Below are 23,777 nucleotides of genomic sequence, written 5' to 3'. Positions count from 1 at the left end.
CTGTGTCAGCCTTCGGGACGGTGCAGCAGGGCGACCGCGATCGTGTGCACGGCGTCCAGCCCGGCCGGGTCGGCCAGGGCGGCCCGCCCGCCGGTCACCGCATACCACTCGTCGGCCTCCCGATACTGCACCCGGACGGTGACCTGGCCGTCGGCGTACTCCGTGCGGAGCGTCAGGTCGCCGGTGACCACGCCGACCTCGTCCGTCATCACCCCGCCCGGGCCGGGGACGATGTCGGCCGTCCGGGACTGCGGCCCGGCGGCCGGACTGCCGGCGTCGGCGCTCATCCCGGCGCCCGGCGTGCCTTCGCCCGGAGCGCCGGTGGTGTCCGCGCTCATGCCGGCCCCGGGCACCGCGGTGCCGGCGCTGCCGTCCGCCGTCATGCCGGCGGTGGCCGGGGTCGCTCCGGCCCCGGTCACGGCTTGCTCGCCCATGTGCAGCCCTCCAACATCTCGGCCAGGGCGGCCTTCTCGGCGCTGGTCACCGTGAGCCGCCAGTGGTGCTTGACCACGACCCAGCTCTCCGCGTAGCGGCACCAGTACGACCGGTTCGCCGGCTTCCACTGGGACGGGTCCTGATCACCCTTTGCCCGGTTGGAGGTGCGCGAAACCGCGATGAGCTGCGGCAGTTCCGTGTCGTTGGCGAAGTCGCCCCGCTTCGCGTCGGTCCACTCGTCGGCGCCGGAGCGCCAGGCGTTGGCGAGCGGCACCATGTGGTCGACGTCCACGTCGGACGGATCGGTGAGGACGCGGCCGTCGTACGCGCTCTCCCAGCGCCCGGCGACGACGTTGCAGCCGGAGAGCTTGATGTCCTCACCGTCGCGCTTGAGCACGGTGTCCCGGACGTCACAGTTCTTGCCGGTCTCCCGCCAGTGCGGGAAGTGGTCGCGGCTGTAGCCCCGCATCGAGCCGGCGCCGGCCACCGTCAGTTCGGCCAGCTTCTGCACCGCGGTCCCGCCGTCGCTGGTCGGCGGCGTGTCGGGCTCCGCGACCGGGACGCAGCCGGTCACGCCGAGCGCCAGCGCCGCCGCGAGCGCCGCGGCGGCGCGCGGTCCTGATCTGGTACGCACAGACGACACCTCTCCAGCTTGGGGGCTCCCGGCGATCCCGCACAGTACCCGGGGAAGGTTTCGGCGTTTCGTGGCGTCTCGCACATGGCGGCAGGCAGATTGGGACCCATGACTGCACCCGCCCTCCGGATCGGCACCGCCTCCGGGCGTGGCGCGCTGCTCGCGGCGGTCCTCGCCTCCGGCATGGTCTTCCTGGACAGCACCGTGGTCAACGTGGCGCTGCCCCGGCTCGGCGCGGAACTCGACGCCGCCGTGTCCGGTCTCCAGTGGACGATCAACGGCTACGCTCTGATGCTCGCCGCCTTCGTCCTGCTCGGCGGCGCGCTCGGCGACCGCTTCGGCCGGCGGCGGATCTTCCTGCTCGGGGTGGTGTGGTTCACCGTCGCCTCCCTCCTGTGCGGGCTGGCCCAGGACACCGGGCAACTGGTCGCGGCCCGGTTCCTCCAGGGCGCCGGCGGGGCGCTGCTCACCCCGGGCTCGCTGTCGGTGCTCCAGGCCAGCTTCCACCCGGACGACCGGGGGAAGGCGATCGGTGCGTGGTCGGGGCTCTCCGGCGTCTCCACCGCGCTCGGCCCGTTCGTCGGCGGCTGGCTGATCGACACGCTCTCCTGGCGGTGGATCTTCTTCCTGAACGTGCCGCTGGCGGTGTTGGTGGTGCTGGCCGCGATGCGCTGGGTGCCGGAGAGCCGGGACGAGGACGCCTCGCGTACGGAGGAGGCGGGCCGGCGACGTCGCCACTTCGACGTGCTCGGTGCGCTGCTCGGTGCCGTCGCCCTGGCCGGCGTCACGTACGCCCTGATCGACGCGCCCGCCCGGGGCTTCGACTCCGCCCCGGTGCTGGTGGCGGCTGCCGTCGGAGTGCTCGGCGCGATCGCCTTCGTCCTGGTGGAACGGCGTAGGGGCGACACCGCGATGCTGCCGACCGGGCTGTTCACCAGCCGGCTCTTCTCGGCGTTGAACGTCTTCACCGTGGTGGTCTACGCGGCACTCAGCGGGTTCACCTTCTTCCTCGCCGTCTACCTCCAGAACGTGGTCGGCTGGTCGGCGCTCCTCACCGGGGTCGCGCTGCTGCCGATGACGGTCCTGCTGCTGGTCGGGTCACCACGCGCCGGTGCCCTGTCGGCGCGGATCGGGCCGCGGCTGCCGCTGTCCGTCGGGCCGGCGGTCGCCGCCGCCGGGTTGCTGCTGCTGCGGGGGGTCGGGCCGGGCGCGTCGTACTGGCGGGACGTCCTGCCTGGCGTGGCGCTCTTCGGGCTGGGGCTGACCCTGGTGGTGGCACCCCTGACCGCCTCGGTGCTGGCCGCCGTCGAGGACCGCTTCGCGGGGGTGGCGAGCGGCTTCAACAACGCCGCCTCCCGGGCCGGCGGGCTGCTCGCGGTCGCCGCGCTGCCGCTGCTGGTCGGCCTCTCCGGCACCGGGTACGAGCAATCGGCCGAGCTGACCGGCGCCTACCGGGGCGCGATGCTCTGGTGCGCGGGGCTGCTGCTCGCCGGCGCCGCGCTGGCCGCCCTGCTCGTCCACCGGCCGCCGCGCGAGGCACCTCCGTCCCAGCCGTGCCAATCCCTCCCGGCGTCCACCCCACCGAAGCGGTAGACGACGAACGGGCCGGAGGCAGCCGGCCCGTTCGTCGTCACCCCGTCAGCGGGCGCGGTTGACGGCGCTGGTCACCGCCTTGATGGTCGCGGTGACGATGTTGGCGTCCACGCCGACGCCCCAGACCGTACGGCCGTCGACCTCGCACTCCACGTACGCCGCCGCCTGGGCGTCGCCGCCGGAGGAGAGGGCGTGCTCGTGGTAGTCGAGCACGCGGACGCCGACACCGAGCGCCTGGAGCGCGTTGACGTACGCGTCGACCGGGCCGTTGCCCACGGCGGTGATGGCGCGCTGCTCGCCGCCGTGGCCGACGCGGGCCTCGATCTCGACCTTGCCCTCGACGGTGCCGATCGCGTAGTCGACCAGCGCGACGGCCGGGTCGGTCTGGTGGTCGACCAGGTACTGCCCGGCGAAGATCTCCCACATGGCCTGCGGGTCGACCTCGCCACCGTCGTTGTCGGTGACCTGCTGGACCACCCCGGAGAACTCGATCTGGAGCCGGCGCGGCAGGTCGAGCTGGTGCTCGCTCTTCATGATGTACGCGACGCCGCCCTTGCCGGACTGCGAGTTGACCCGGATGACCGCCTCGTAGGTGCGGCCCAGGTCCTTCGGGTCGATCGGCAGGTACGGCACCGCCCACGGGTGCTCGTCGACCGGCACGCCGGCCGCCGCCGCGTCCACCGCCAGGGCGTCGAAGCCCTTCTTGATCGCGTCCTGGTGGGAGCCGGAGAAGGCGGTGTAGACCAGGTCGCCCGCGTACGGGTGGCGCTCGTGCACCGGCAGCTGGTTGCAGTACTCGACGGCGCGCTTGATCTCGTCGATGTTCGAGAAGTCGATCATCGGGTCGATGCCCTGGGAGAACAGGTTCAACCCCAGCGTGACCAGGTCCACGTTGCCGGTGCGCTCGCCGTTGCCGAACAGGCAGCCCTCGATCCGGTCGGCGCCGGCCAGCAGGCCCAGCTCGGCGGCGGCCACGCCGGTGCCGCGGTCGTTGTGCGGGTGCAGGCTCAGCACCACGCTGTCCCGGCGGGGCAGGTGCCGGTGCATCCACTCGATCGAGTCGGCGTACACGTTGGGCATGGCCATCTCGACCGTCGCCGGCAGGTTGACGATCAGCTTGCGGTCCGGCGTCGGGTCGACGACCTCGATGACCTTCGCGCAGACCTCCAGCGCGTAGTCCAGCTCGGTGCCGGTGTACGACTCCGGCGAGTACTCGTAGTGGATCTCCGTGTCGGGCGTGTGGATCTCCGCGTACTTCTGGCAGAGCCGGGCGCCGGTGGTGGCGATGTCGGTGATGCCGTCGCGGTCCAGCCCGAACACCACCCGACGCTGGAGCGTGGAGGTCGAGTTGTAGAAGTGCACGATCGCCCGCTTCGCGCCGCGCAGCGACTCGAAGGTGCGGTCGATCAGGTGCTCCCGGCACTGCGTCAGCACCTGGATGGTGACGTCCTCGGGGATCAGGTCCTGCTCGATGAGCTGCCGCACGAAGTCGTAGTCGGTCTGGCTCGCCGAGGGGAAGCCGACCTCGATCTCCTTGTAGCCCATCTGCACCAGGAGCTGGAACATCCGCCGCTTGCGCTCCGGCGACATCGGGTCGATCAGTGCCTGGTTGCCGTCCCGCAGGTCGACGGCGCACCAGCGCGGCGCGGTCTCGACGTGCCGGGTCGGCCAGGTGCGGTCCGGCAGGTCGATGCGGAACTGCTGCTGGTACGGCTGGTAGCGCCGGTACGGCATGCGGCTGGGCCGCTGCCGGGCGATCGGATCGGTTTCAGCGTCGGTGGTGCCGGCTGGGTGAGCCATGGCGGAGTGCTCCCGTGGTCATGTGACGTCAGCAGTCAGAGGTCGGCGACGATGCCGAGAAGAAAGTTCGGAGAGTGCTGGGCGGCGCGGTTCGACTCCGCGACGAGGTGCCGGCCGTCAGGCCTCGTCGCGGCGACCAAGGAGGAGGTGCGCCTGCCACATGACAGGGCCACCCTACGTGGTGGGACGGTCAGTGGGAAGGCTGGTCCGCTCTATGAGACGGAGTTCGCAGTCGCGTCGGTCAGCAGCAGGTCGGCGACCGGGTGGCGGCGGCGCAGGCCGGTCTCCGAGTCCAGCAGGTCGGCGGGGAGGCTGAGCGGGTCGCCGAGCCGGCCGACGGCGACCACCACGGCGGGGTGCACGTCGTCGGGCAGGTCTAGGTCGGCGGCGAGGCCGGCCCGGTCCAGGTCGCGTAGTTGGCAGACGTGCAGCCCGAGCGCGGTCGCCTGCACGGTCAGGTGCGCGACCGCGTGACCGAGGTCGTAGGGCGCGCACCCGTGCGGGTCGGCCGCCGGCGTGAGGTGCGCCGCCAGCAGCAGGGCCGACGCCCGGCCGGCCCACCGCTGGTCACGCGCCGGCAGGTTGACCATGATCCGTTTCCAGGTCTCGTCGTCGCGCTGGCCGACGGCGAAGCGCCAGGGCTGCCGGTTGGCCGCCGACGGCGCCCACCGGGCGGCCTCCAGGAGGACGCCGACCTCGGCCGGGCCGAGGTCGGCGGAGGGGTCGAACGACCGGGGGCTCCAGCGGAACGCGAGCAGCGGTGTGAGGTCGGGCATGGGAGTAAGAGTCCCGTATGGCCGTTTCAGGGGCGAGGCCGGTGGGGTCTGAATGTGGGCAAACGCACCCGTAACGGATTGCCAGTTACGCCGTTCCGGTGGTCGGCTCGGGCGCGGCCGTGCCCAGTGGCTCCCCCTCGGTCACCGGCCCCGCGAGTTGCACGGTGGCCGGGCCGGGCGCGGGCGGGCCGGCCAGCGTCAGCGTGCCGGCGGCGGTGTGGACGGCGGTGGGCGTCCCGTCGGCGTCGTAGCAGTAGATCCCGGCGTCCAGCGGGGCGTTGATCGACGCGGACGTCGTCTCGACCGAGTAGCACGCCCCGGCGACGCCGGGCGGCGGCTGCGCCGGGGACACGGACAGCGGCGACCGGCGGTCGGTCAGCACGTCCAGCCAGTCGGTGAAGGGGTGCTGGACCCGCGGGTCCAGGCGGCGCGGCAGGGCGTCGTCGGTGTCGCCGACGCGTACGCAGCTCGCCGCCTCGGGCCTCGTGGCGGGCGGCAGGGCGCACTGGAACAGCCCGTCGGCGGTCGCGGCGAGCGAGACGTCCACTCCGCCGCCCAGCGCGCCGCCCGGCACGTCGACCCGCCAACTGCCGTCGCCGGCGGTGGTGACCAGGACCGTGCGGTCCGGGCCGTCCGTGCCGCGCAGCGTGTAGCTGGCCACCAGGTGCCGGTCCTGCGCCGCCGCCGCGAGGGCGGCCAGCTCGTCCCGGGCCGCGTCCGCGCCGGCCGCCGCCGACGGCGGGGCCGTCGGTGTCGGCGGGCCGGCGGCCGGCTGGTCGGCGGTGCAGGAGACCAGGAGCGCCGGCAGGGCCAGCGCGAGCGGGCCGGTGAGCCGCCGGGCCGGCGGCACCGCCGGGCGCCGGGCGGGTACGGCCGGACGAAGGTGGGCGGGCACCCGCCCATTCTCGGGTGCGCCGCCCGTGTCCGGTGCCCCGCCGCCCGGGCGCGGACCGGCGTGTCGTACGCCACCGGGCCCCGTCGCCCGGGCCGGATGGTGGGATCACCGGACCCGGCCGATCCGACCGCCCGATAGGCTGAGGGCGTCTGACATGCGCCGCCGGCCCTCATCCGGCGGCGTCGGCACGCTCAGGGTCACTGGGAGGGAGTGCACCGTCGTGGCACTCGTGGTGCAGAAGTACGGCGGATCCTCCGTCGCCAACGCCGAGCGGATCAAGCGGGTGGCCGAGCGGATCGTCGCGGCCCGCAAGGCCGGCGACGACGTCGTGGTGGTGGTCTCCGCGATGGGTGACACCACCGACGAGCTGCTCGACCTGGCCAACCAGGTCAGCCCGCTACCGCCGGGCCGCGAGCTGGACATGCTGCTCACCGCCGGGGAGCGCATCTCCATGGCGCTGCTCGCCATGGCGATCCACAACCTGGGGTACGAGGCCCGCTCGTTCACCGGCTCGCAGGCCGGTGTGATCACCACGTCGGTCCACGGCCGGGCACGGATTATCGACGTCACGCCGGGGCGCCTCAAGGGAGCGCTCGACGAGGGCGCCGTGGTCATCGTCGCCGGCTTCCAGGGCGTCTCGCAGGACACCAAGGATGTCACCACGCTGGGCCGCGGCGGTTCGGACACCACGGCCGTCGCGCTGGCCGCCGCGCTCCACGCGGACGTCTGCGAGATCTACACCGACGTCGACGGCGTCTTCACCGCCGACCCGCGGATCGTGTCGAACGCGCGGCACATCAAGCAGATCACGTACGAGGAGATGCTGGAGCTGGCCGCCTGCGGCGCCAAGGTGCTGCACCTGCGGAGCGTGGAGTACGCCCGCCGGGCGGGGTTGCCGATCCACGTCCGTTCGTCATACTCGACCAACACCGGCACGATGGTCACCGGATCGATGGAGGACCTTCCCGTGGAACAGGCGCTGATCACCGGGGTCGCCCACGACCGCAGCGAAGCCAAGATCACGATCGTCGGCGTGCCCGACGAGCCGGGTGCGGCCGCGCGGATCTTCGACACCGTCGCTGCGGCGGAGATCAACATCGACATGATCGTGCAGAACGTCTCCACCGAGGGCACCGGCCGCACGGACATCTCGTTCACGTTGCCCAAGACCGACGGTCCCACCGCCATGGCCGCCCTCAGCAAGATCCAGGACGTGGTGAAGTTCAAGGGCCTGCTCTACGACGACCACGTCGGCAAGGTCTCGCTGATCGGTGCCGGCATGCGCTCGCACCCCGGTGTGGCCGCCGGGTTCTTCGCGGCCCTCGGCCAGGCCGGCGTGAACATCGAGATGATCTCCACGTCGGAGATCCGGGTGTCCGTGGTCTGCCGCGACACCGACCTGGACGCCGCGGTGCGTGCCATCCACGAAGCCTTCGACCTCGGCGGCGACACCGAGGCGGTCGTGTACGCGGGGACCGGGCGGTAGCCCCGTGACGTCGCTGCCCACCCTGGCCGTGGTCGGGGCGACGGGTGCCGTCGGCACGGTGATGTGCGAGCTGCTCACCGGGCGTAGGAACGTCTGGGGGGAGATCCGGCTCATCGCCTCCGCCCGCTCCGTCGGGCGGGTGATCCGGTGCCGGGGCGAGGACCTGACCGTCCAGGCCCTGACCCCGGAGGCGTTCGACGGCGTCGACGTCGCGATGTTCGACGTACCGGACGAGGTGTCGGCCGAGTGGGCCCCGGTCGCCGTGAGCCGGGGCGCGGTCGCGGTCGACAACTCGGGCGCGTTCCGGATGGACCGCGACGTGCCGCTGGTCGTACCCGAGATCAACCCCGAGCAGGTCCGCAACCGGCCGAAGGGGATCATCGCCAACGCGAACTGCACGACGCTCGCCATGATCGTCGCGGTCGCGCCGCTGCACCGCGAGTACGGCCTGCGCGAGCTGGTGCTGTCGTCGTACCAGGCGGTGTCCGGAGCCGGCCAGGCCGGCGTGGACGCCCTGCACACCCAGCTCACCAAGATCGCCGGCGACCGGGTGCTCGGCTCCCGCCCCGGCGACGTCCGGCAGGCGGTCGGCGACGAGCTGGGCCCGTTCCCGGCGCCGCTCGCGCTGAACGTGGTGCCCTGGGCCGGCTCGGTGGCCGACGGCGGCTGGTCGTCGGAGGAGATGAAGCTGCGCAACGAGTCGCGCAAGATCCTCGGCCTGCCCGACCTCAAGGTGTCCGCCACCTCGGTCCGCGTACCCGTGGTGACCGGGCACTCGGTGGCCGTGCACGCGGTCTTCGCCACCGAGGTGGACGCGGAGGGCGCCCGGGAGGTGCTGCGCAACGCGCCGGGCGTGATCCTGGTCGACGATCCCGCCGCCGGTGAGTTCCCGATGCCGATCGACGCGGTCGGCACCGACCCGTCCTGGGTCGGCCGCATCCGCCGCGCCCTCGACGACCCCCGCGCCCTCGACTTCTTCGTCACGGGCGACAACCTCCGCAAGGGTGCGGCCCTGAACACGGCCCAGATCGCCGAACTCCTGGCCCAGGAACTAACTCGCCCCTAACTCGCCCCAACGTCACGCCGACGACCCCTCCCGGGCTCCACGCGCCCCACCACCCCGGCGATCTTGCACTTTCTGCCCGGGAAAAACGGTCATAAGGCGCATAAGAGGGGCCGAAAGTGCAAGATCGCGGAGCAGAGGTGAGGGCGTGGGGGTGGGGGGTGGGGGGGGGGGGGTGGTCAGGCGGCGGCTAGGTGGACGCCGTCGCGGCCCTCGCGCTTGACGCGGTAGAGGGCCTGGTCGGCCCGGCGGAGCGTCAGGTCGGGGGATTCGCCGGGGCGGGGCAGGGCGACGCCGACGCTGATCGTCCGGCCGATGCGCCGGGCCGCCTCGGTGAGCCGCTCGGCGATCCGGACGGCCTCCTCCGGGCGGTTCACCTCGATCACCGCCACGAACTCGTCGCCGCCGATCCGGTACAGCTCGTCGCCGTGCCGCAGCGCCCCCTCCAGGGCCCGCGCCAGTCCGACCAGCACGCGGTCGCCGGCCTGGTGGCCGTACGTGTCGTTGACGTTCTTGAAGCCGTCCACGTCGATCGCCAGCAGGGCCGTACGCCCGGGGGTCGCCGCGGCGATGCGCTGGCCGAACGGCCCGGTGTGCCGCAAACCGGTCAGCGGGTCGGAGCTCGCCTGCTCGCGCAGCCGGGCCAGGGTGCGCAGCCGGTCCAGGGCGTTCCAGGCCTGGCCGGCGAGCAGCTCCATCAGGTTCACGGTCGTCGGGTCGGGGCGCAGCAGCCGTTCGTCGGCGATCAGCAGCAGCCCGCCGCCGGCGGGCGGGCCGACCGGCACCGCCACCAGGGTGCGCGCTCCGGCGCGGGTCAGCGGGGCATGGTCGTCGGTCGGCGGGTGCCCGGCCTCGCCGAGGGTGTAGCCGGCGCCGTACCGGTGGGCGAGACTGATCATGCGGCCGAGCGCCTCCGGGCCGGCCTCCGCCAGCTCCGCCCGGATGCGGGACTCCAGGTCGCCCGGTGCGGCGGTCGGCGCGCCGAGCCGGGGTCCCTCCCGGCCGACCAGCACCAGGACGGCGGCGGAGAGGGTGGACACGTCCCGGGCGGCGGTGATCGCGGCGTGCATCAGGTCCCACTCAGTGGGCGCCGAGGTCAGCGCGGCGGCGTGCCGGAGCAGCTTCTCGCTGCGGCTCTCCGCCGGTGGGCCGCCGAGCGCGACGATCCGCGCGCCGAGCCGGGCCGCCAGGCGTTCGGCGGTGTCCCGCCAGGCCGCCAGGTCCGCCGGCCCGCTCCACTGCAGGTCGAGGACGCCGATCGGGCGACCCGCCGGATCCAGGACCGGTACGCAGACCTCGCTGGAGACGTCGGGGCGTACCGGGATGTAGTCCGGGTCCGCCGCGACGTCCGGCACGACGGAGGTACGGCCGGACGCGTAGACCCGCCCGACGATGCCGGTGTCCGGCGGGACCGTCGAGTAGACCTGCCAGGAACCGGTCGCCGCGACGCAGCGGAGCCGGTCGTGGACCTGGAGGAGCACCGAGATGGTGGCCGGCGCGTACCGGGCCAGTGCGGTGACGGTCCACTGGCACGCCTCGGCCGCGGTCGACGCCATCGGCAGGCGGACCGTGACGTCACGGATGACTCGCTGGTGATCCACTCGTACGTCGTCCCAGGTCGGCAGCGGGCCCGGCCGGCGCCGGGTCACGCGATCAAGCGTAACCACGGCGTGATGGCGCGCGAGATTCTTCGTACACACGTGCTATCCACAGGATGTGGACGGAGCCTGTGGGTCCCCGCGGGCCGGCCCCGCGCGGTGCGCGGTGGCGATAGCGTGGGGATCCCGGTCGAGTGGAGGCCCGATGCTCATCGCCCAGCTCAGTGACCCGCACCTGACCACCGGCGTGCTCGCCTCCGAGCCGGCCGCCGGGCTGCACCGGGCCCTCGGCCGGGTGCTCGCGCTGAATCCCCGGCCGGACTGCGTGGTCATCACCGGAGACCTGGTGGACCGGGGCCGCCCCGACGAGTACGCGGCCCTGCGCGAGATCATCGGGCGGTTCCCGCTCCCGGTGCATCTCGTCGCTGGCAACCACGACGACCGGGAGTCCCTGCTCGACGCGTTCGGCGGCACGCCGTGGCTGGGCGGCGGCTTCTCCGCGTACTACCACGTCGACCACCCGGAGGTGACCGTCGTGGTGCTGGACTCGCTCGTCCCCGGGTCGGGCGGCGGCCGGATCGGCCCGGAACAGCTCGGCTGGCTGGACGGCGTGCTCGCCGGGCGGCCCGAGGTGCCGGCCGTGGTCTGCCTCCACCACCCGCCGGTGGCCGTCGGCATCCCAGCCGCCGACGCGGTCGGGCTGGCCGACGCGGACGCGCTCGCCGAGGTGATCGGCCGGCACCCCCACGTGGTCCGCGTCGCCACCGGCCACCTGCACCGGCCGGTGACGGCCGGCTTCGCCGGCACGGTGCTCACCACCGCGCCGAGCACCTGGCGGCAGAGCTCGCTCACCCTCAGCCCGGACGAGCAGATCGGCTGGGTCACCGAGCCCACCGCCCTGCTGCTGCACCGGCTCGACGGTGCCGCCTGCGTCACGCATCTCGTGCAGGTCAGCCACGCCGCAGGGATAACGTGCAGCTTCTGAAGTGGACCCGCCGTGGCGGATCGGTCATGCCCGACTCGTACGTCCGTTGAATTCGCCCCTACCTGCAGCTCTGGATGCTTGCCCCAGGTCGACTAACTGCGGTCTTCGGTGAGAGGGTGTCACCGACGCCGGTGGTGGTCCCGCACCCGCCGCCACCGCGACCGACCCCTGCCGACGGCGCGACACTGCCCGGTGCGACCCATCGCCCGGGCGGTCGCGCCGGATTCCCACAAGGAGTTCCATGTCCATCCCCGGGATGCGTCGGGCCGCCATCGGCCTGACCGCGCTCGCCGTGACCGCGTTCGGCGCGGTCGCGACCACCCCCGACCAGGCGGACGCCGGACCGAAGCCGGTCGACGTCACCCTGCTCGCCCTGAACGACTTCCACGGCAACCTCGAGCCGCCGACCGGCTCCAGCGGCTCCATCGCCGGTCAGCCGGCGGGTGGTGCCGAGTACCTCGCGACCCACCTCGCCGAGCTGCGCCGGACCGTTCAGAAGAAGAACGTCATCACGGTCGCCGCGGGTGACCTGATCGGCGCCTCCCCGCTGCTGTCCGCCGCGTTCCACGACGAGCCGACCATCGAGGCGCTCAGCATGGCCGGCCTGGACTACGCGAGCGTCGGCAACCACGAGTTCGACGAGGGCTCCGACGAGCTGCTGCGCATCCAGAACGGCGGCTGCCACCCGGTCGACGGCTGCGCCGACGGAACCCCGTACGAGGGCGCCGGCTTCCAGTACCTCTCCGCCAACGCCTTCGTCACGCAGACGGGCGCGCCGCTGCTGCCGCCGTACGCCATCCACAAGGCCGACGACGACGTCAAGATCGGCTTCATCGGCATGACCCTGGAGGGCACGCCGGAGATCGTCAGCCCGCAGGGTGTCGCCGGCCTCCAGTTCACCGACGAGGCGGAGACCGCCAACCGGTACGCCCGCGAGCTGCGCCGCAAGGGCGTGGAGACCATCGTCGTGCTGCTGCACGAGGGCGGTACCCAGGCCGGTGCCGGCGGCATCAACGACTGCGTCGGCTTCACCGGCCCGGTCGTCGACATCGCCAACCGGATGGACCCGTCGATCGACGTCATCGTCAGCGGGCACACCCACCAGGCGTACAACTGCGAGATCAACAACAAGCTGGTCACCAGCGCCAGCTCGTTCGGCCGCCTGGTCACCGACATCGACCTGAAGATCGACCCGCGTACCGGTGACGTGCTCACCGCGACCGCCGAGAACGTCGTGGTGACCCGGACGGTCGCCAAGGACCCGGCCCAGACCGAGCTGATCAACCGCTACAAGGGCGTCCTCGGCCCGGTGGCCGGCCGGCAGGTGGGCACGACCACCGAGGCGATCACCCGGACGCAGGAGACCCTCTTCGGTACGACCCGGGGCGAGTCCCCGCTGGGCAACCTGATCGGGGACGCCCAGCTCTGGGCCACCGACGACGAGCAGGGCGCCGTCGCCGCCTTCATGAACCCCGGCGGTGTCCGCGCCGACCTCGACGCCGGCCCGGTCACCTACGAGGAGGCGTTCACGGTGCAGCCGTTCGCCAACAACCTGGTGACGCTCGACCTCACCGGCGCGCAGCTGTTCTGCATGCTGGAGCAGCAGTTCGTCACCGGCCGGGTGCTGTATCCGTCGTCGACCGTCCGCTACGTGGTCGACCCGGCCGGCACCACCGCGCCGGCCACCGACCCGTGCGCCGGCACCCGCGTGGTCCGGGGCAGCCTCGCCTTCGGCGGCGTGCCGGTCGAGACCGGCGCCACCTACCGGATCACGGTGAACAACTTCCTGGCCGGCGGCGGTGACGGCTTCAGCGTCCTGACCGGCGGGAGGAACCTGGTCACCGGCCAGATCGACCTGGACGCGTTCGTGGCGTACCTGACCGCGAACTCGCCGGTGTCCGGCCCGGCGCTGGACCGGATCCGCCTCACCACCGAGGCGCCCGCCGCCTGATGGCGGTCGACCCGCACCCGGACGGGCCCCGGAGCATCGGCTCCGGGGCCCGTTTCCGTCCGGTGCTTGCTCGATCTCGGAAGTGGTGGTGTCCCATTGACGGCGACACCACTACTTCTTGGATCGAGCACGACCTTGCGCGGACGGCGCCCGGCCGGTCGCTCAGGCGGCGGCGGGGACCGGCTCGGCGACGCGGGACGCAGCCGCCGGCCGGCCGTCCTGGAGCGGGGTGAGCAGGCGGCGCAGGGACAGGGCGACCACCGACGCGGTCAGGCAGCCGCCGACGACGCAGACCACCCAGACCCGGCCGTCGGCCATGCCGATCAGCGGGCCTGCCGTCACCGGACCGATCACCCCGCTGACCCCGAAGATCATCGAGCTGATCGCGTTGTAGCGGCCGCGCAGCTCGTCGGTGGCCAGCGCGTTCGTGAGCGCGGGCAGCACCGGCGAGAGCATGGTCTCGCCGAAACCGAAGATGGCCGCGCACGCCACCACACCGAGCGCACCGAGGAGCGCGTGGCCCGGGCCGACCAGCCCGGCCGCGCCGAGGACCAGCCAGGCGGACGCGAAGACGGCGCCCACCACGGCCAGGGAGCCGGTGCGGCTGCGGCCCTCGAGGCGGCGGAGGACCACCAGCTGGGCGAGCACGATCATGACCGTGTTGCCCGCCAGCGCCCACGCCACGATCCGCGGGGTCACCTCGGCCACCCGCACCGCGTACGCGGTGAAGCCCACCTCGATCTGCGCGTACCCGCAGGTGGTGAGCACCAGACCGAAGATCACCAGGCGGCGGAACGGGCGGTCCCGCAGGACGGCCAGGTAGCCGCCCGCCGAACCCCGACCGGTCGCCCGCCCCGCCCCGGCGAGCCGGTGACCGACCGCCGGCAGGCTCAGCAGGATCAGCGCCGGCATCAGGTAGCTGATCGCGTCGAGCACGTAGATGAGCTGGAAGGTGGCCGGCCGAGCGGTGTCGACGATCGCACCCGAGGTCAGGCCGCCGATGCCGATGCCCAGGTTTAGCAGGGCGAAGTTCAGCCCGAACACCCGCTGCCGCTCGCCGTCGTCGGTGAGCGAGGCGAGGATCGTGGTCTGCCCCGACCAGATGGCGGAGCTGCCGACGGCGACCAGCGTCATCACCGCGAAGGCGGACGCCGTCGAGTCGACCAGCGCCAGCGAGCCGGTGCCGATCGCCTCGATCACCAGGCAGGGCAGCACCACCCGTCGGGCGCCGAACCGGTCGATCAGCGTGCCGCCCAGCGGCGACAGCGCGAGGGTCACCGCGCCGTACCACCCGATCACCAGGCCGGCGCGGGCGTCGGTCAGCCCTCGCACGTCGGTGAAGTAGATGAACAGGAACGGCAGGGTCAGTCCGCGCCCGACGGCGGAGAGCAGGGTGCCGAGGAGGATCCGTCGGGCCTCCGGGCGGCGGGGAAGGGCGCGGTGCAGCATGCCGTGATTCTGGGGGCCGGCTGTGACACGACGCGAACGGATTACCCGCCGCCGAGCGCCCGACGGTGACCGGAACCCCGCCGTCGGAGGGGTCTGTCATGCTCGGGCCTGTGTCGAGGTCACACCCCCACCGCACCGGACCCGTCTCCGCTCCGCCGGATCGCCGCCCGGGCCCCGCCGCGGCCCGGGCCGGCACGTCGACGCGGGCCCTGGCCCGATGACCACCACCTGGCGCCACCTGCCCGCACTTGCACGTGAGATCGCGGTGGCGGCGACCGACGCGGTCACCGCGGCGCAGGGCCGCGACGTCGAGGCGTACGACCTGGCGACCGCGCGCCTCGCGGCGGCCGACCGGTCCGGGCTGGTCCTCGGGGCGGTGGTCCGGTCCCTGCTGGAGCTGGGTCATCCGGACGGGCTGGCCGGCGACGACGTCCGGAATGTGCTGGAGCGCTGCGTCCGTGGCGCCGCCACCTGGCGGTCGGAGGTCGACCCGCACGTGGTGCTGGTGCTGCTGGCCGGCGCGCTCGGCCTGTACGACCCGGAGGCCGACGAGGCCCCGCCGGTCCCGGAGGCGTACGCGCGGCACGCCCCGCTGCTCGTCGCGGACCTGCTGGCCGCCACGGGGGCGACGCTCGACGCGCACCTGGCCGCCGCCTTCACCGACATCCGGCGCTCCGAGCTGCACGACTGAGCACTGTGGAAGCTGTGCCCGGATCGTTGCCGATCGGGACAGCGCCCTTCCTCCTCCCGGGGTTACGTTCCCGGAAATCGACCACGGGGGAGTAGAGATGGGAAACAGATCGCTCGCGGCTGCACTCGTGGCCGTCGTCCTGCTCGGCGTCGCCGGCTGCGGCGGTGACACCGAGCCCGACGCCGGCCAGGTTACGGCCTCGGCGAGCAGCAGCAGTCCGGCGGCACCGGTGCAGCCCGCGCCGGGCGACCACACGCTGACCGTCGACGGCCGGCCGGGCGGCTACGAGCTGCACGCGCCACCCGGCTACCAGCCGGGGCGGAAGCTCCCGCTGGTGGTGGCCGTCCACTACCGGGGCGCCGACCCGGCGATGATGCGGCGGATGACCCGGCTCAACGCCAAGGCCGACGCGGAGACTTCCTGGTCGCGTACCCGTGCTGCGGCGGCAACGAGGACGTCGGCTTCATCCGCGCGATGGTGGAGCACCTGGTCGAGACCTGGGGCGCCGATCCCGCCCGGGTCTACGCCACCGGCATGTCGGCGGGCGCCACGATGACGTACCGGCTCGCGGCCGAGGCACCCGACCTGTTCGCGGCGGTCGCCCCGGTCAGCGGCGGCCTCACCAGCGGCCAGAAGCCGGAGACCACCGCGGGGCGGCCGGCCCGGGCCGTCTCGGTCCTGTCGATCATCGGCGCGGACGACCGCGCCGCCGACGCCCTGGAGATCCGCCTGGGCCAGTGGCGTCGCGAGTACGGATGCCGGGACGCCGCGCCGACCTGGGTCGACCGGGGGAAGACGGTGAACCGCACCACGTCCGCCTGCCCGGACGGCATGGAGGTCGTCGGGTACACGGTCAACGGGATGGGGCACCGGTGGCCGGGTGGCGCCAAGGTGGGGCTCGGAGCACCCGACACGGCCGTCAACGCCACCGACCTGATCTGGGACTTCTTCGCGGCGCACCCGAAGCGCTGATCCTCCGGGCCGGGTAGGGGACCGGCCGGTGGTGTGGGCGGTGGCCGGCTCCGGCGTACCGGTCGCGAGGCCGCCGTCAGCCGCGCCGCAGCCGGCCGGTCTCCTTGCCCTGCGCGTCCCGCAGCACGAGCACGTCGCCGTCGAGACCGGCCTGCCGGGCGGCGCTGAGCCACCCGTTGACCGGCACGTTGTTGCAGCCGATCAGCGTGCTCCCACCACCGGTCGCGCCGAAGGCGCCGCCCGGCCCCGCCGCCCACTGCCCGTTCGAGCTGTTGCAGCCGTCGGACGCGCGCCACGTGCCGTCGGCCGCCAGCTCGGCGAACGGCGGCGTCGGCCAGTTACCGGACCCGGGGGTCGGCGTCCGGCCGTCGGGTCCGGCAACCGGCAGCCACCGGCCGACGAGGTCGTCCCGCGTGGGCGCGGCCAGATTGCCGGGGAGCGCCGGCACCGGCGCGAGCCGGCGTCGCATCTCGTCGGTCACGGTCGGAGGCTCCAGCCAGGGCCGGTACACGTTGGGGCCGCCCCGCGGCCGGGCCCCCGGCCGCAGCCGGGCCAGTTCGCCGCCGTCGGCGTCGAGGAGTACGCGGCTTTCGCCCTCGGCCCGGAAACCGGCGGCCCGCGCCAGCCAGTCCGGTGCCTCTGGCCGGGGAGCCGGGTCGCACCGTCGGTCGTCGGTCGTCGAGGAAGTGTGGACGCCGGCGAGGAAGAGCCCGCTCTGATCGGCCCGCCACTCCCCGAGCAGCATCTCGCATCCGCGGAACACCAGGAGGCCGTCGTCCGCGAGCCGCAGCACGGTGTCCGCCGGCACCTCTCGCCCGCTCACCGCCCACGCCCCGACCAGCCCGGTCGGCTCCTGCGGAACGGCCGGCGTGGTGGCGGCCGGTGACGGCGGCGCGGGCGTGCCCGGGGAGTCGGTGCCCGCGCAGCCGGCGAGCAGCAGCACGGCGAGAGCGACCGACCCGATCACGTACCTGTCCTGGTGCATCCGTCCTCCGTCCGATACGTCCTGAACGTGGGACGGCTGGGCCGCCCGGACGGTTCCCGCGATTCCCTCGTCGACCCGACTCAGCGGGGTTCCTCGTCCGGCGCTCCGTCGTGCCAGCGGGCCCGCCACCCGGCCTCGTGCTTCTCGTAGGTGGTCTTCTCCTCGAAGACTGCCTCGTGCAGCGCTCGGCGGGCGTCCGCCATGACGACCACCTCGGTCACCACCAACCCGATGCAGATGGCCGTCAGCAGGCCGAGTGCCGCCAGCGCGGGGAGGTGTGTGGCGACGGGTATGGCGACCGCGAGTACGAGCACCGTGCCGACCCGGGTCCAGGACAGCGTGTGGAGAGTGCGCAGCTGGAACAGCATCCCGCCGAAGAGGTAGCAGATCACCCCGCCGAACAGCAGCGGTGCGCCCGGGCCGTGGGTCGGCTCGGCGAGGCTGACCTCGTCGTCCGCGACCTGCCGCACGATCTCCTCCGCTCCGAGGGCGAAGAGGATGATCCCGGCGATCATGACGAGCTGGCAGTAGGCGTAGGCGTCCCGCGCCATGGCGACGCGGGCGCGGCCCTGTGCCGCGTGCTGCGCGATCCGGGCGGCCGGGGCGATGACGTCGAAATGCGTCCACCACAGGGCGGCGGTGAAGAAGATGCCGAGCACCGCGGCGGTGACCCCCCGCCAGCTGACCGGTTCGCCGAGCAGGCCGCCGCCCACGCCGACGGAGATGATCGACTCACCGAGGGCGATGATGAGGATGAGGTCGTACCGTTCGGTCCAGTGCTCGGCGGAGGTCAGCACCCAGCCCCAGGCGGTGGAGACGAGGCCGGCGCTGTACTGCAACAGCACGACGGCGATCCAGAGCCCGTCGCGCACCAGGTCGGCCAGCCGCAGGTCGTCGATCTGCGGTGGGATCAGCGCGGCGGACAGCAGCAGGAGGGTGCTCGTCGCCAGTTCGGGGGAGTACTTGAGCAGCAGGCGACGTTCGCCGGGCCTCTCCTGAGCGACGTGCCAGTACAGCAGCAGGTGTACGCAGCGCAGCACCAGGTAGCTCACCGCGACCACGATCGGTCCGACCGCCCAGTGCGCCGGGTCGCCGAACGCCTGTGGCAGGGACAGGGAGAAGCAGAACAGCGCGGCCATGCCGACGACCATCAGCGCCGGGACGAAGCCCACGCCGAGCCGGACCCGGGTCGCGACGACGGTGTGCACCACCCAGCACCACCAGAGGACGGCGAGAACCAGCAGGCCGTGCAGCAGGCTGTCGCCGGTGATGTTCATCGCGGTGGCGCGGGTGATGATGAAGAACGAGAAGACGAAGACCAGGTCGAAGAAGATCTCGAACCGGTCCACGCGGGTGCCGGGGGCCACCGCGACGGCCGGGCCGAGCCGCTCCGCCCACCGCTTGCCGCCCACCGACCGAGTGTCGCAGCGCGCAGGGCCGGCCGGGCGCGATTCGCCACCCTTGAAACGCCGCCGAGCGAGATCACCTGCGCCACCTCGCCAAGATCACTGTCACCTCGACCGGACCGCCGACACCGTGATCGCGCTGATCCGGGATCGCATCAGGGCGACCGCGGACACCGACGGCCCACTGCCATGAACGCTCGACCACGCACCGGCGCAGCCCGAGGAGATCGCCCCCGCCTTCCTCTTCTTCGCCGGCAACGCGGACAGCAGCTACGTCACCGGTGAGACGCTGGCCCTGTTCGGTGGCCGGGCCCTCGCCCGGTGAACGAGTCGGTGACACGATGCTCGACGTGTCACCCAACCAACAGCCCGAGTTGCGTCCCGCCTATCCGATCCGGACCGAGCGCCTGTTGCTGCGTCCGTTGACCGTCGGCGACGTCGACGCTCTGCTGGCCTACCGAAGCCGGCCCGACGTCTGCCGCTACGTACCGTTCGACCCGATGGACCGTCAGTTGATCAGCGAACGACTCGCGGGACACTGGGCGACCGTCGCGCTCACCGACGAGGGTCAGGGCTTGACGCTCGGCATCGAGCTCGCCCGAACCGGCGAACTCGTCGGCGACGTGGTCCTGTTCTGGCACAGCCGGGAGCATCGCGGCGGGGAGATCGGGTACGTCCTTAACCCCGACGTCGCCGGTCATGGCTACGCCACCGAAGCGGCACACGCGCTACTTCGACTCGGCTTCGACGAGTTGGGCCTGCACCGCATCGTCGCCCGGATCGACGAGCGTAACGATGCCTCGGTGAAGGTGGCGCGCCGCCTCGGGATGCGACAGGAGGCCCGTCTGGTCCAGAACGAACTCTTCAAGGGTGAATGGAGCACCGAACTCGACTTCGCCATGCTCGCCGAGGAGTGGCCCGCCCACCGCGACCGCTTCGCCGACGGGCGGCAACACCGCGACACGGACGACTCGATCATCGAAGCGCCGGCGGTGCCTTGAGATTTCGGTGATCGGCCCGACGAGTCCTGTCACGATCGGTGCTCCACCGGACATGGAACAGACGTGAGTTCCGGGGCTGAGCACGAGGACCGCTTCCGACGCGTCTACGCGCTGAACTTCGAGCCGCTGCTGGCGTACGCGATGCGGCGCGTCGAGCAGCCCGAAGACGCGGCCGACGTGGTCGCCGAGACCTTCCTCGTCGCGTGGCGGCGCAGCCGTGACATGCCGCCGGACGCCGAGGTCCGGCTGTGGCTGTATGGGGTGGCCCGACGGGTGCTGGCCAACCACCACCGCGGCGGAGTGCGCCGGGAACGGCTGGGCGATCGGTTGCGGCAACGACTGAGGGTCGCCGTCGCCGTCGACCCGGGCAGCGAGGTGCCCGAACGACTCACGGTCCAGGCCGCGCTGGCCCGGCTGGGTGAGTTGGATCGGGAGGTGTTGATGCTGACCTTCTGGGAGGGCCTGGAGCCGCGCGAGGCCGCTGCGGTTCTCCACGTGAACCCGGCTGCGGTCCGTACCCGGCTGTCACGCGCCCGGGCCCGATTGCGAGAACTCGTCGGTGACGACCTTGGGCCGCCCGGACATGTACTCGACGTCATGGCCGCACGCACCTCAGAGGGGGGCAGATGACCGACGAGCACCTCGACCGGATGGTCCGAGACGCCGACCCGTACCGACCAGACGTCATCGGGCACCTCGACGAGGCCGCACAGAACCTCCTGGAGGAGATCATGTCCGTGCCGACCCTCGAATCCGTCGCCGAGCCGCCCGACAAGCGCCCCCGGGCCCGGCGCGGCATCATGAGCGGCCTCGCCGGCGCAGGCGTCGCGGCCACCCTTCTCGCCGGTGTCCTGGCCGTCTCGACCATCAAAGGTGACCAGCCGGAAGGGCGCCCCGCGACCCCGCCGATCACGTCCGAAGCGACGGACCCGGCCGCGTATTCGGCGATGGTGCTCAAGGCGGCCGAGGAGAACCCGCGGCTGCTGATCGACCAGCCTGGCTGGAAGGCGACCACCGTCTACGGGTTCGCCGAGAAGGAGGGCACCATCGCGTTCAGCAACGGCGGACGGCAACTGGAGATGAACTGGTATCCGGCGGCCCAGTACGACGGCTACCACAGGGATCGGCTCCACGTCAGCAAGCCGGAACCGGTGAAGGTCGACGGCTGGCCGGCCGACCTGTTCCGCTACAGCGCGAGCGACTTCGCCGTCATGCTCCGGCCCCGCGACGGTTCCTTCGTCGAACTGCGTACCGGGAGCGCCTGGACGCGTAGCGAGTTCGACCGGGTCATCGCCGACGTGGTCCGCGTCGACGCCCGCACCTGGCTGGCCGCGCTTCCGGCCGAGATCATCACACCGGAGCGGGTGAACGAGCAGGCGGCGAAGGTACTCGCCGACGTGCCGCTCCCTCCAGGCTTCGACACCGCCGCGCTGAGCGGCCTCGGCACCAACGACCCCTACCAGTTCGGCGCCAAGGTGACCAGCCGGATCGGCTGCGGATGGATCGCCGAATGGCTCCGGGCGAAGGAGGCCGGCGACGACGCCGCCCTCCGGCGGGCCACGGACGCGTTGCGCGGTAGCCACAACTGGAAGGTGCTACACCAGATGAAGGACCAGGGTGGCTGGTCGGAGGTGTTCTGGGAGACCGCCGACAAGATGGCCGCCGGAAAGCCCCCGACCGGGTACGAAGAGGCCCTGGGCTGCGTGTAGCCGTCCCGGATCGCCGAGCAGCTCTCGGACTGGGCGCTGAGGATCACCCGATCCTCGGCGCCCAGTGCCCGTTGCGGCTTCACCTGCGGCGGCACCGTCCGTGACCTGATCCCGGCAGTCCTTTCGAGCCGGGCACAGACGGCCTGATCTCCGTCGCGAACCGAAGAACCGCCCAAGGGGGCATTCCGGATCCGGAAGCCGTCATCGCACCGGGGGGCGGGCGGTGATCGCCCGAAACGAATCAAGGCCCCTCGTCTGAGGGGCCTTGACCTGCTTTTACCTCTGGTCGGGGTGGCCGGATTTGAACCGACGACCTCTTCGTCCCGAATTACGTCCGGCTACTTGAGTGGCCTTGCGCTTTCGACATACGCGCAGGCCAGCGTGTCGGCGGTCGTTGGTCTACATGCCGCTCCGACGCCACTTCTCTCAAGATTTTCTCCCAGACCTCTCCCGAGAGGACCGGCCACAAGACGTTGAGGCGGGCGGGAGGGCGTAAGGCACTCTCATGCTTTCGAGGTCTGCGATCGCTTGTACGGGGAAGGTCGACACGGTGCGTGAGCTGCGGTCAGCGTCGTCGTGTGGCTCCGGCGAACGTAGCTGCACGACCCTGAATGAGACCGCAACTGGGACCACGGCCAACTCCGGCAGCACACGTGTTCCCCTGCCATGCCTTTGACCTGGCCAGCGGATACGAAGTGACCGAGCTGTCAGGTTTTACGAGCTTTAGGTTCCACAACGTGACCTCCTGGGTACTTAACGTAGAAGGTTAGATCGGCTAGAGTAAGAAGTTGTTGGTTCGTTTCGAATACGGTCGGGAGAGGAACAGGCATGCCCACGCGGGTCAATGTTGCGCCTGAGATGCTCCGCTGGGCGCGCGAAAGGGCGCGTCTTTCTATCGGGGACTTAGCCAAAGGCTTCCCGATGCTTATTCAGTGGGAGTCAGGCTCCGTAAAGCCAACAATGCGGCAGCTCGAAAGCTATGCGCAGGCAACATACACTCCCATCGGGCTATTCTTCTTGCCAAGTCCGCCGGAAGAGACGCTACCTGTACCCGATTTTCGAACCTTTCGCGACGAGCGGAACCGAAACCCCACCCCCAATCTGCTAGACACGATTTATGCATGCGAGCAACGACAGGAGTGGTACCGGGAGTTCGCCGAGTCACACGGCTACCGACCTGTGTCAGTAGTCGGAAGCATGCAGCTTGCAACAACTGCAGAGGCGGCAGCAAATAGCCTGCGCGACTCTCTAGGGTTTGGCCTTGAGATCCGTTCAGAGTTCGCCACGTGGGCGGAGGCACTTCGCGGGCTGACGGATCACGCTGAGCGCCAGGGGATATTGGTAATGACCAGCGGAATCGTTGGCTCAAATACCCACCGGAAGCTCGACCCCAGAGAGTTCCGCGGATTTTCGCTTGCAGACCCCATCGCGCCTTTGATCTTCATTAACGGCGCAGACACCAAAGCTGCCCAAATCTTTACACTAGCTCACGAACTCGCTCACATTAGTCTTGGCGGCTCTGCAATTTCAAACCAGGATCTTGCCCATATGGCCAACGACAACCGGACGGAGCGTTGGTGCAACGAGGTTGCTGCCGAGCTTTTGATTCCAATGGCCTCGCTACGGCTGGAGTTCGTCCCAAGCCGTAATTTGACTATGGAGCTACAGCGACTAGCACGCCTCTACAAGGTAAGCACGCTGGTCGCACTAAGGCGCATCTTCGACGCTGGATTCTTGCAAGAACGTCAGTTCAATCGCGCCTTCGAAGAGGAGTTGGAGCGAGTGCTCGCCTTGATGAACAGGCAATCCGGTGGCGGGAACTTCTACACCACTCTCCCTGTTCGAGTAAGCAGACGCTTCGCCCGATCAGTCGTGGCTGACACTCTTGAAGGTGGAACTCTCTACCGGGATGCGTTTCGCCTTCTTGGCTTTAAGAAAACATCAACCTTCGAGCAGCTCAGCGAGAGCCTCGGGGTTGCTTAATGTATCTAATTGACGCAAACGTTTTTATAGACGCCAAGAACCGCTATTATCCCTTCGACATCGTGCCTGGATTCTGGGAGTGGCTCAAGTCGGCCCACCTAAGCGCCAAGCTTTACACGGTGGAAGCCGTCTACGACGAGTTGGTGGGCACCGCAGACGAGTTGTGCGAATGGATCAAGCAAATGCCCAAATCCTTCACACTTCCGGCAAGCGAGATCGGCGCACCGTCACTTACGCGGCTCAGCACTTGGGCGAACACCTCCTCCCAGTACACAAGGGCGGCTGTTTTTGAATTCTTAGGTGCCGCTGATTACTTCCTCGTAGCGCATGCCCACACGGTTAGCGCGACAGTAGTAACGCATGAG

The 23,777-nt window shown here is 71.3% G+C and carries 22 protein-coding genes; 13 read left to right on the top strand and 9 right to left on the bottom strand.

All coding sequences use genetic code 11. The features are described 5' to 3' along the window. Window positions 1-5 precede the first annotated feature (5 nt). Both HCJ94_RS23860 and HCJ94_RS23855 read right to left on the bottom strand, forming a co-directional pair. Window positions 6-434 (bottom strand): hypothetical protein, encoded by a 429-nt coding sequence (locus tag HCJ94_RS23860; RefSeq protein WP_168003281.1) that lies wholly within the window; start codon window positions 432-434, stop codon window positions 6-8. Further along, window positions 416-1,078: an HNH endonuclease family protein gene (locus tag HCJ94_RS23855; RefSeq protein WP_309227404.1), complete on the bottom strand. Its 663-nt coding sequence runs from the start codon at window positions 1,076-1,078 to the stop codon at window positions 416-418. The genes HCJ94_RS23860 and HCJ94_RS23855 overlap by 19 nt, the downstream gene beginning before the upstream one ends. 99 nt (window positions 1,079-1,177) lie before the next feature. Between HCJ94_RS23855 and HCJ94_RS23850 the strand changes: the two genes are divergently transcribed. Then, window positions 1,178-2,662 carry an MFS transporter gene (locus tag HCJ94_RS23850; protein ID WP_168003280.1) on the top strand — a complete coding sequence of 495 codons (1,485 nt, stop codon included), beginning with the start codon at window positions 1,178-1,180 and terminating at the stop codon, window positions 2,660-2,662. 45 nt (window positions 2,663-2,707) lie between these two features. On the opposite strand, the gene leuA is transcribed toward HCJ94_RS23850, so the two are convergent. From leuA to HCJ94_RS23835, 3 genes are all read right to left on the bottom strand, one after another. Beyond that, entirely contained in the window at window positions 2,708-4,462 is a 1,755-nt protein-coding gene (leuA, locus tag HCJ94_RS23845; RefSeq protein ID WP_168003279.1) for a 2-isopropylmalate synthase, read from the bottom strand. A gap of 212 nt (window positions 4,463-4,674) precedes the next feature. Beyond that, window positions 4,675-5,238 carry a nitroreductase family protein gene (locus HCJ94_RS23840; RefSeq protein WP_168003278.1) on the bottom strand — a complete coding sequence of 188 codons (564 nt, stop codon included), beginning with the start codon at window positions 5,236-5,238 and terminating at the stop codon, window positions 4,675-4,677. Between the two features lie 85 nt (window positions 5,239-5,323). Beyond that, on the bottom strand, window positions 5,324-6,133 hold the full coding sequence (locus tag HCJ94_RS23835) for a hypothetical protein (RefSeq protein ID WP_309227403.1): 810 nt from the start codon (window positions 6,131-6,133) through the stop codon (window positions 5,324-5,326). Between the two features lie 220 nt (window positions 6,134-6,353). On the opposite strand from HCJ94_RS23835, the gene HCJ94_RS23830 reads away from it, so the two are divergent. Then, window positions 6,354-7,619 carry an aspartate kinase gene (locus tag HCJ94_RS23830; RefSeq protein WP_168003277.1) on the top strand — a complete coding sequence of 422 codons (1,266 nt, stop codon included), beginning with the start codon at window positions 6,354-6,356 and terminating at the stop codon, window positions 7,617-7,619. Between the two features lie 4 nt (window positions 7,620-7,623). After that, on the top strand, window positions 7,624-8,685 hold the full coding sequence (locus tag HCJ94_RS23825) for an aspartate-semialdehyde dehydrogenase (RefSeq protein WP_168003276.1): 1,062 nt from the start codon (window positions 7,624-7,626) through the stop codon (window positions 8,683-8,685). 176 nt (window positions 8,686-8,861) lie between these two features. Here HCJ94_RS23825 and HCJ94_RS23820 read toward each other — a convergent pair whose 3' ends face one another. Continuing rightward, window positions 8,862-10,238, bottom strand: coding sequence for a sensor domain-containing diguanylate cyclase (locus HCJ94_RS23820; RefSeq protein ID WP_205801809.1), 1,377 nt, complete (start codon window positions 10,236-10,238; stop codon window positions 8,862-8,864). A 247-nt stretch (window positions 10,239-10,485) separates the two neighbouring features. Between HCJ94_RS23820 and HCJ94_RS23815 the strand changes: the two genes are divergently transcribed. Continuing rightward, window positions 10,486-11,265: a phosphodiesterase gene (locus tag HCJ94_RS23815; RefSeq protein WP_168003275.1), complete on the top strand. Its 780-nt coding sequence runs from the start codon at window positions 10,486-10,488 to the stop codon at window positions 11,263-11,265. Between the two features lie 241 nt (window positions 11,266-11,506). Then, window positions 11,507-13,216, top strand: a complete 1,710-nt coding sequence (locus HCJ94_RS23810; RefSeq protein WP_168003274.1) for a bifunctional metallophosphatase/5'-nucleotidase — start codon at window positions 11,507-11,509, stop codon at window positions 13,214-13,216. 162 nt (window positions 13,217-13,378) lie between these two features. Here HCJ94_RS23810 and HCJ94_RS23805 read toward each other — a convergent pair whose 3' ends face one another. After that, on the bottom strand, window positions 13,379-14,665 hold the full coding sequence (locus HCJ94_RS23805; RefSeq protein ID WP_168003273.1) for an MFS transporter: 1,287 nt from the start codon (window positions 14,663-14,665) through the stop codon (window positions 13,379-13,381). Window positions 14,666-14,882: 217 nt separating this feature from the next. Here HCJ94_RS23805 and HCJ94_RS23800 point away from each other — a divergent pair, with 217 nt between their 5' ends. From HCJ94_RS23800 to HCJ94_RS23790, 3 genes are all read left to right on the top strand, one after another. Beyond that, on the top strand, window positions 14,883-15,356 hold the full coding sequence (locus tag HCJ94_RS23800; RefSeq protein WP_168003272.1) for a hypothetical protein: 474 nt from the start codon (window positions 14,883-14,885) through the stop codon (window positions 15,354-15,356). Window positions 15,357-15,453: 97 nt separating this feature from the next. Continuing rightward, window positions 15,454-15,912, top strand: coding sequence for an alpha/beta hydrolase family protein (locus HCJ94_RS23795; protein ID WP_168003271.1), 459 nt, complete (start codon window positions 15,454-15,456; stop codon window positions 15,910-15,912). After that, window positions 15,831-16,328: a CE1 family esterase gene (locus HCJ94_RS23790; protein ID WP_168003270.1), complete on the top strand. Its 498-nt coding sequence runs from the start codon at window positions 15,831-15,833 to the stop codon at window positions 16,326-16,328. Before HCJ94_RS23795 ends, HCJ94_RS23790 begins: the two co-directional genes overlap by 82 nt. A 76-nt stretch (window positions 16,329-16,404) precedes the next feature. On the opposite strand, the gene HCJ94_RS23785 is transcribed toward HCJ94_RS23790, so the two are convergent. After that, window positions 16,405-17,313: an META domain-containing protein gene (locus tag HCJ94_RS23785; RefSeq protein ID WP_168003269.1), complete on the bottom strand. Its 909-nt coding sequence runs from the start codon at window positions 17,311-17,313 to the stop codon at window positions 16,405-16,407. A gap of 80 nt (window positions 17,314-17,393) precedes the next feature. Then, the gene (locus HCJ94_RS23780; RefSeq protein ID WP_168003268.1) at window positions 17,394-18,725 is read right to left on the bottom strand and encodes a low temperature requirement protein A; all 1,332 of its coding nucleotides are present in this window, start codon (window positions 18,723-18,725) and stop codon (window positions 17,394-17,396) included. 335 nt (window positions 18,726-19,060) lie between these two features. Between HCJ94_RS23780 and HCJ94_RS23770 the strand changes: the two genes are divergently transcribed. The 5 genes from HCJ94_RS23770 to HCJ94_RS23750 form a co-directional block, all read left to right on the top strand. Next, window positions 19,061-19,720, top strand: coding sequence for a GNAT family N-acetyltransferase (locus HCJ94_RS23770; RefSeq protein ID WP_168003267.1), 660 nt, complete (start codon window positions 19,061-19,063; stop codon window positions 19,718-19,720). Window positions 19,721-19,783: 63 nt separating this feature from the next. Continuing rightward, entirely contained in the window at window positions 19,784-20,350 is a 567-nt protein-coding gene (locus tag HCJ94_RS23765; RefSeq protein ID WP_168003266.1) for an RNA polymerase sigma factor, read from the top strand. Further along, on the top strand, window positions 20,347-21,429 hold the full coding sequence (locus tag HCJ94_RS23760) for a hypothetical protein (RefSeq protein WP_168003265.1): 1,083 nt from the start codon (window positions 20,347-20,349) through the stop codon (window positions 21,427-21,429). Before HCJ94_RS23765 ends, HCJ94_RS23760 begins: the two co-directional genes overlap by 4 nt. Window positions 21,430-22,257: 828 nt before the next feature. Further along, entirely contained in the window at window positions 22,258-23,412 is a 1,155-nt protein-coding gene (locus HCJ94_RS23755) for an XRE family transcriptional regulator (protein WP_168003264.1), read from the top strand. Further along, on the top strand, window positions 23,412-23,777 hold a 366-nt coding region (locus tag HCJ94_RS23750; RefSeq protein ID WP_168003263.1), incomplete at its 3' end, for a DUF4411 family protein. The genes HCJ94_RS23755 and HCJ94_RS23750, both read left to right, overlap by 1 nt.

This window comes from Micromonospora thermarum (assembly GCF_012034245.1).
GTDB lineage: Bacteria > Actinomycetota > Actinomycetes > Mycobacteriales > Micromonosporaceae > Micromonospora > Micromonospora thermarum.
Note: the sequence above shows the minus strand (reverse complement) of the source record. Positions and strands in the feature narration are given on the sequence as shown.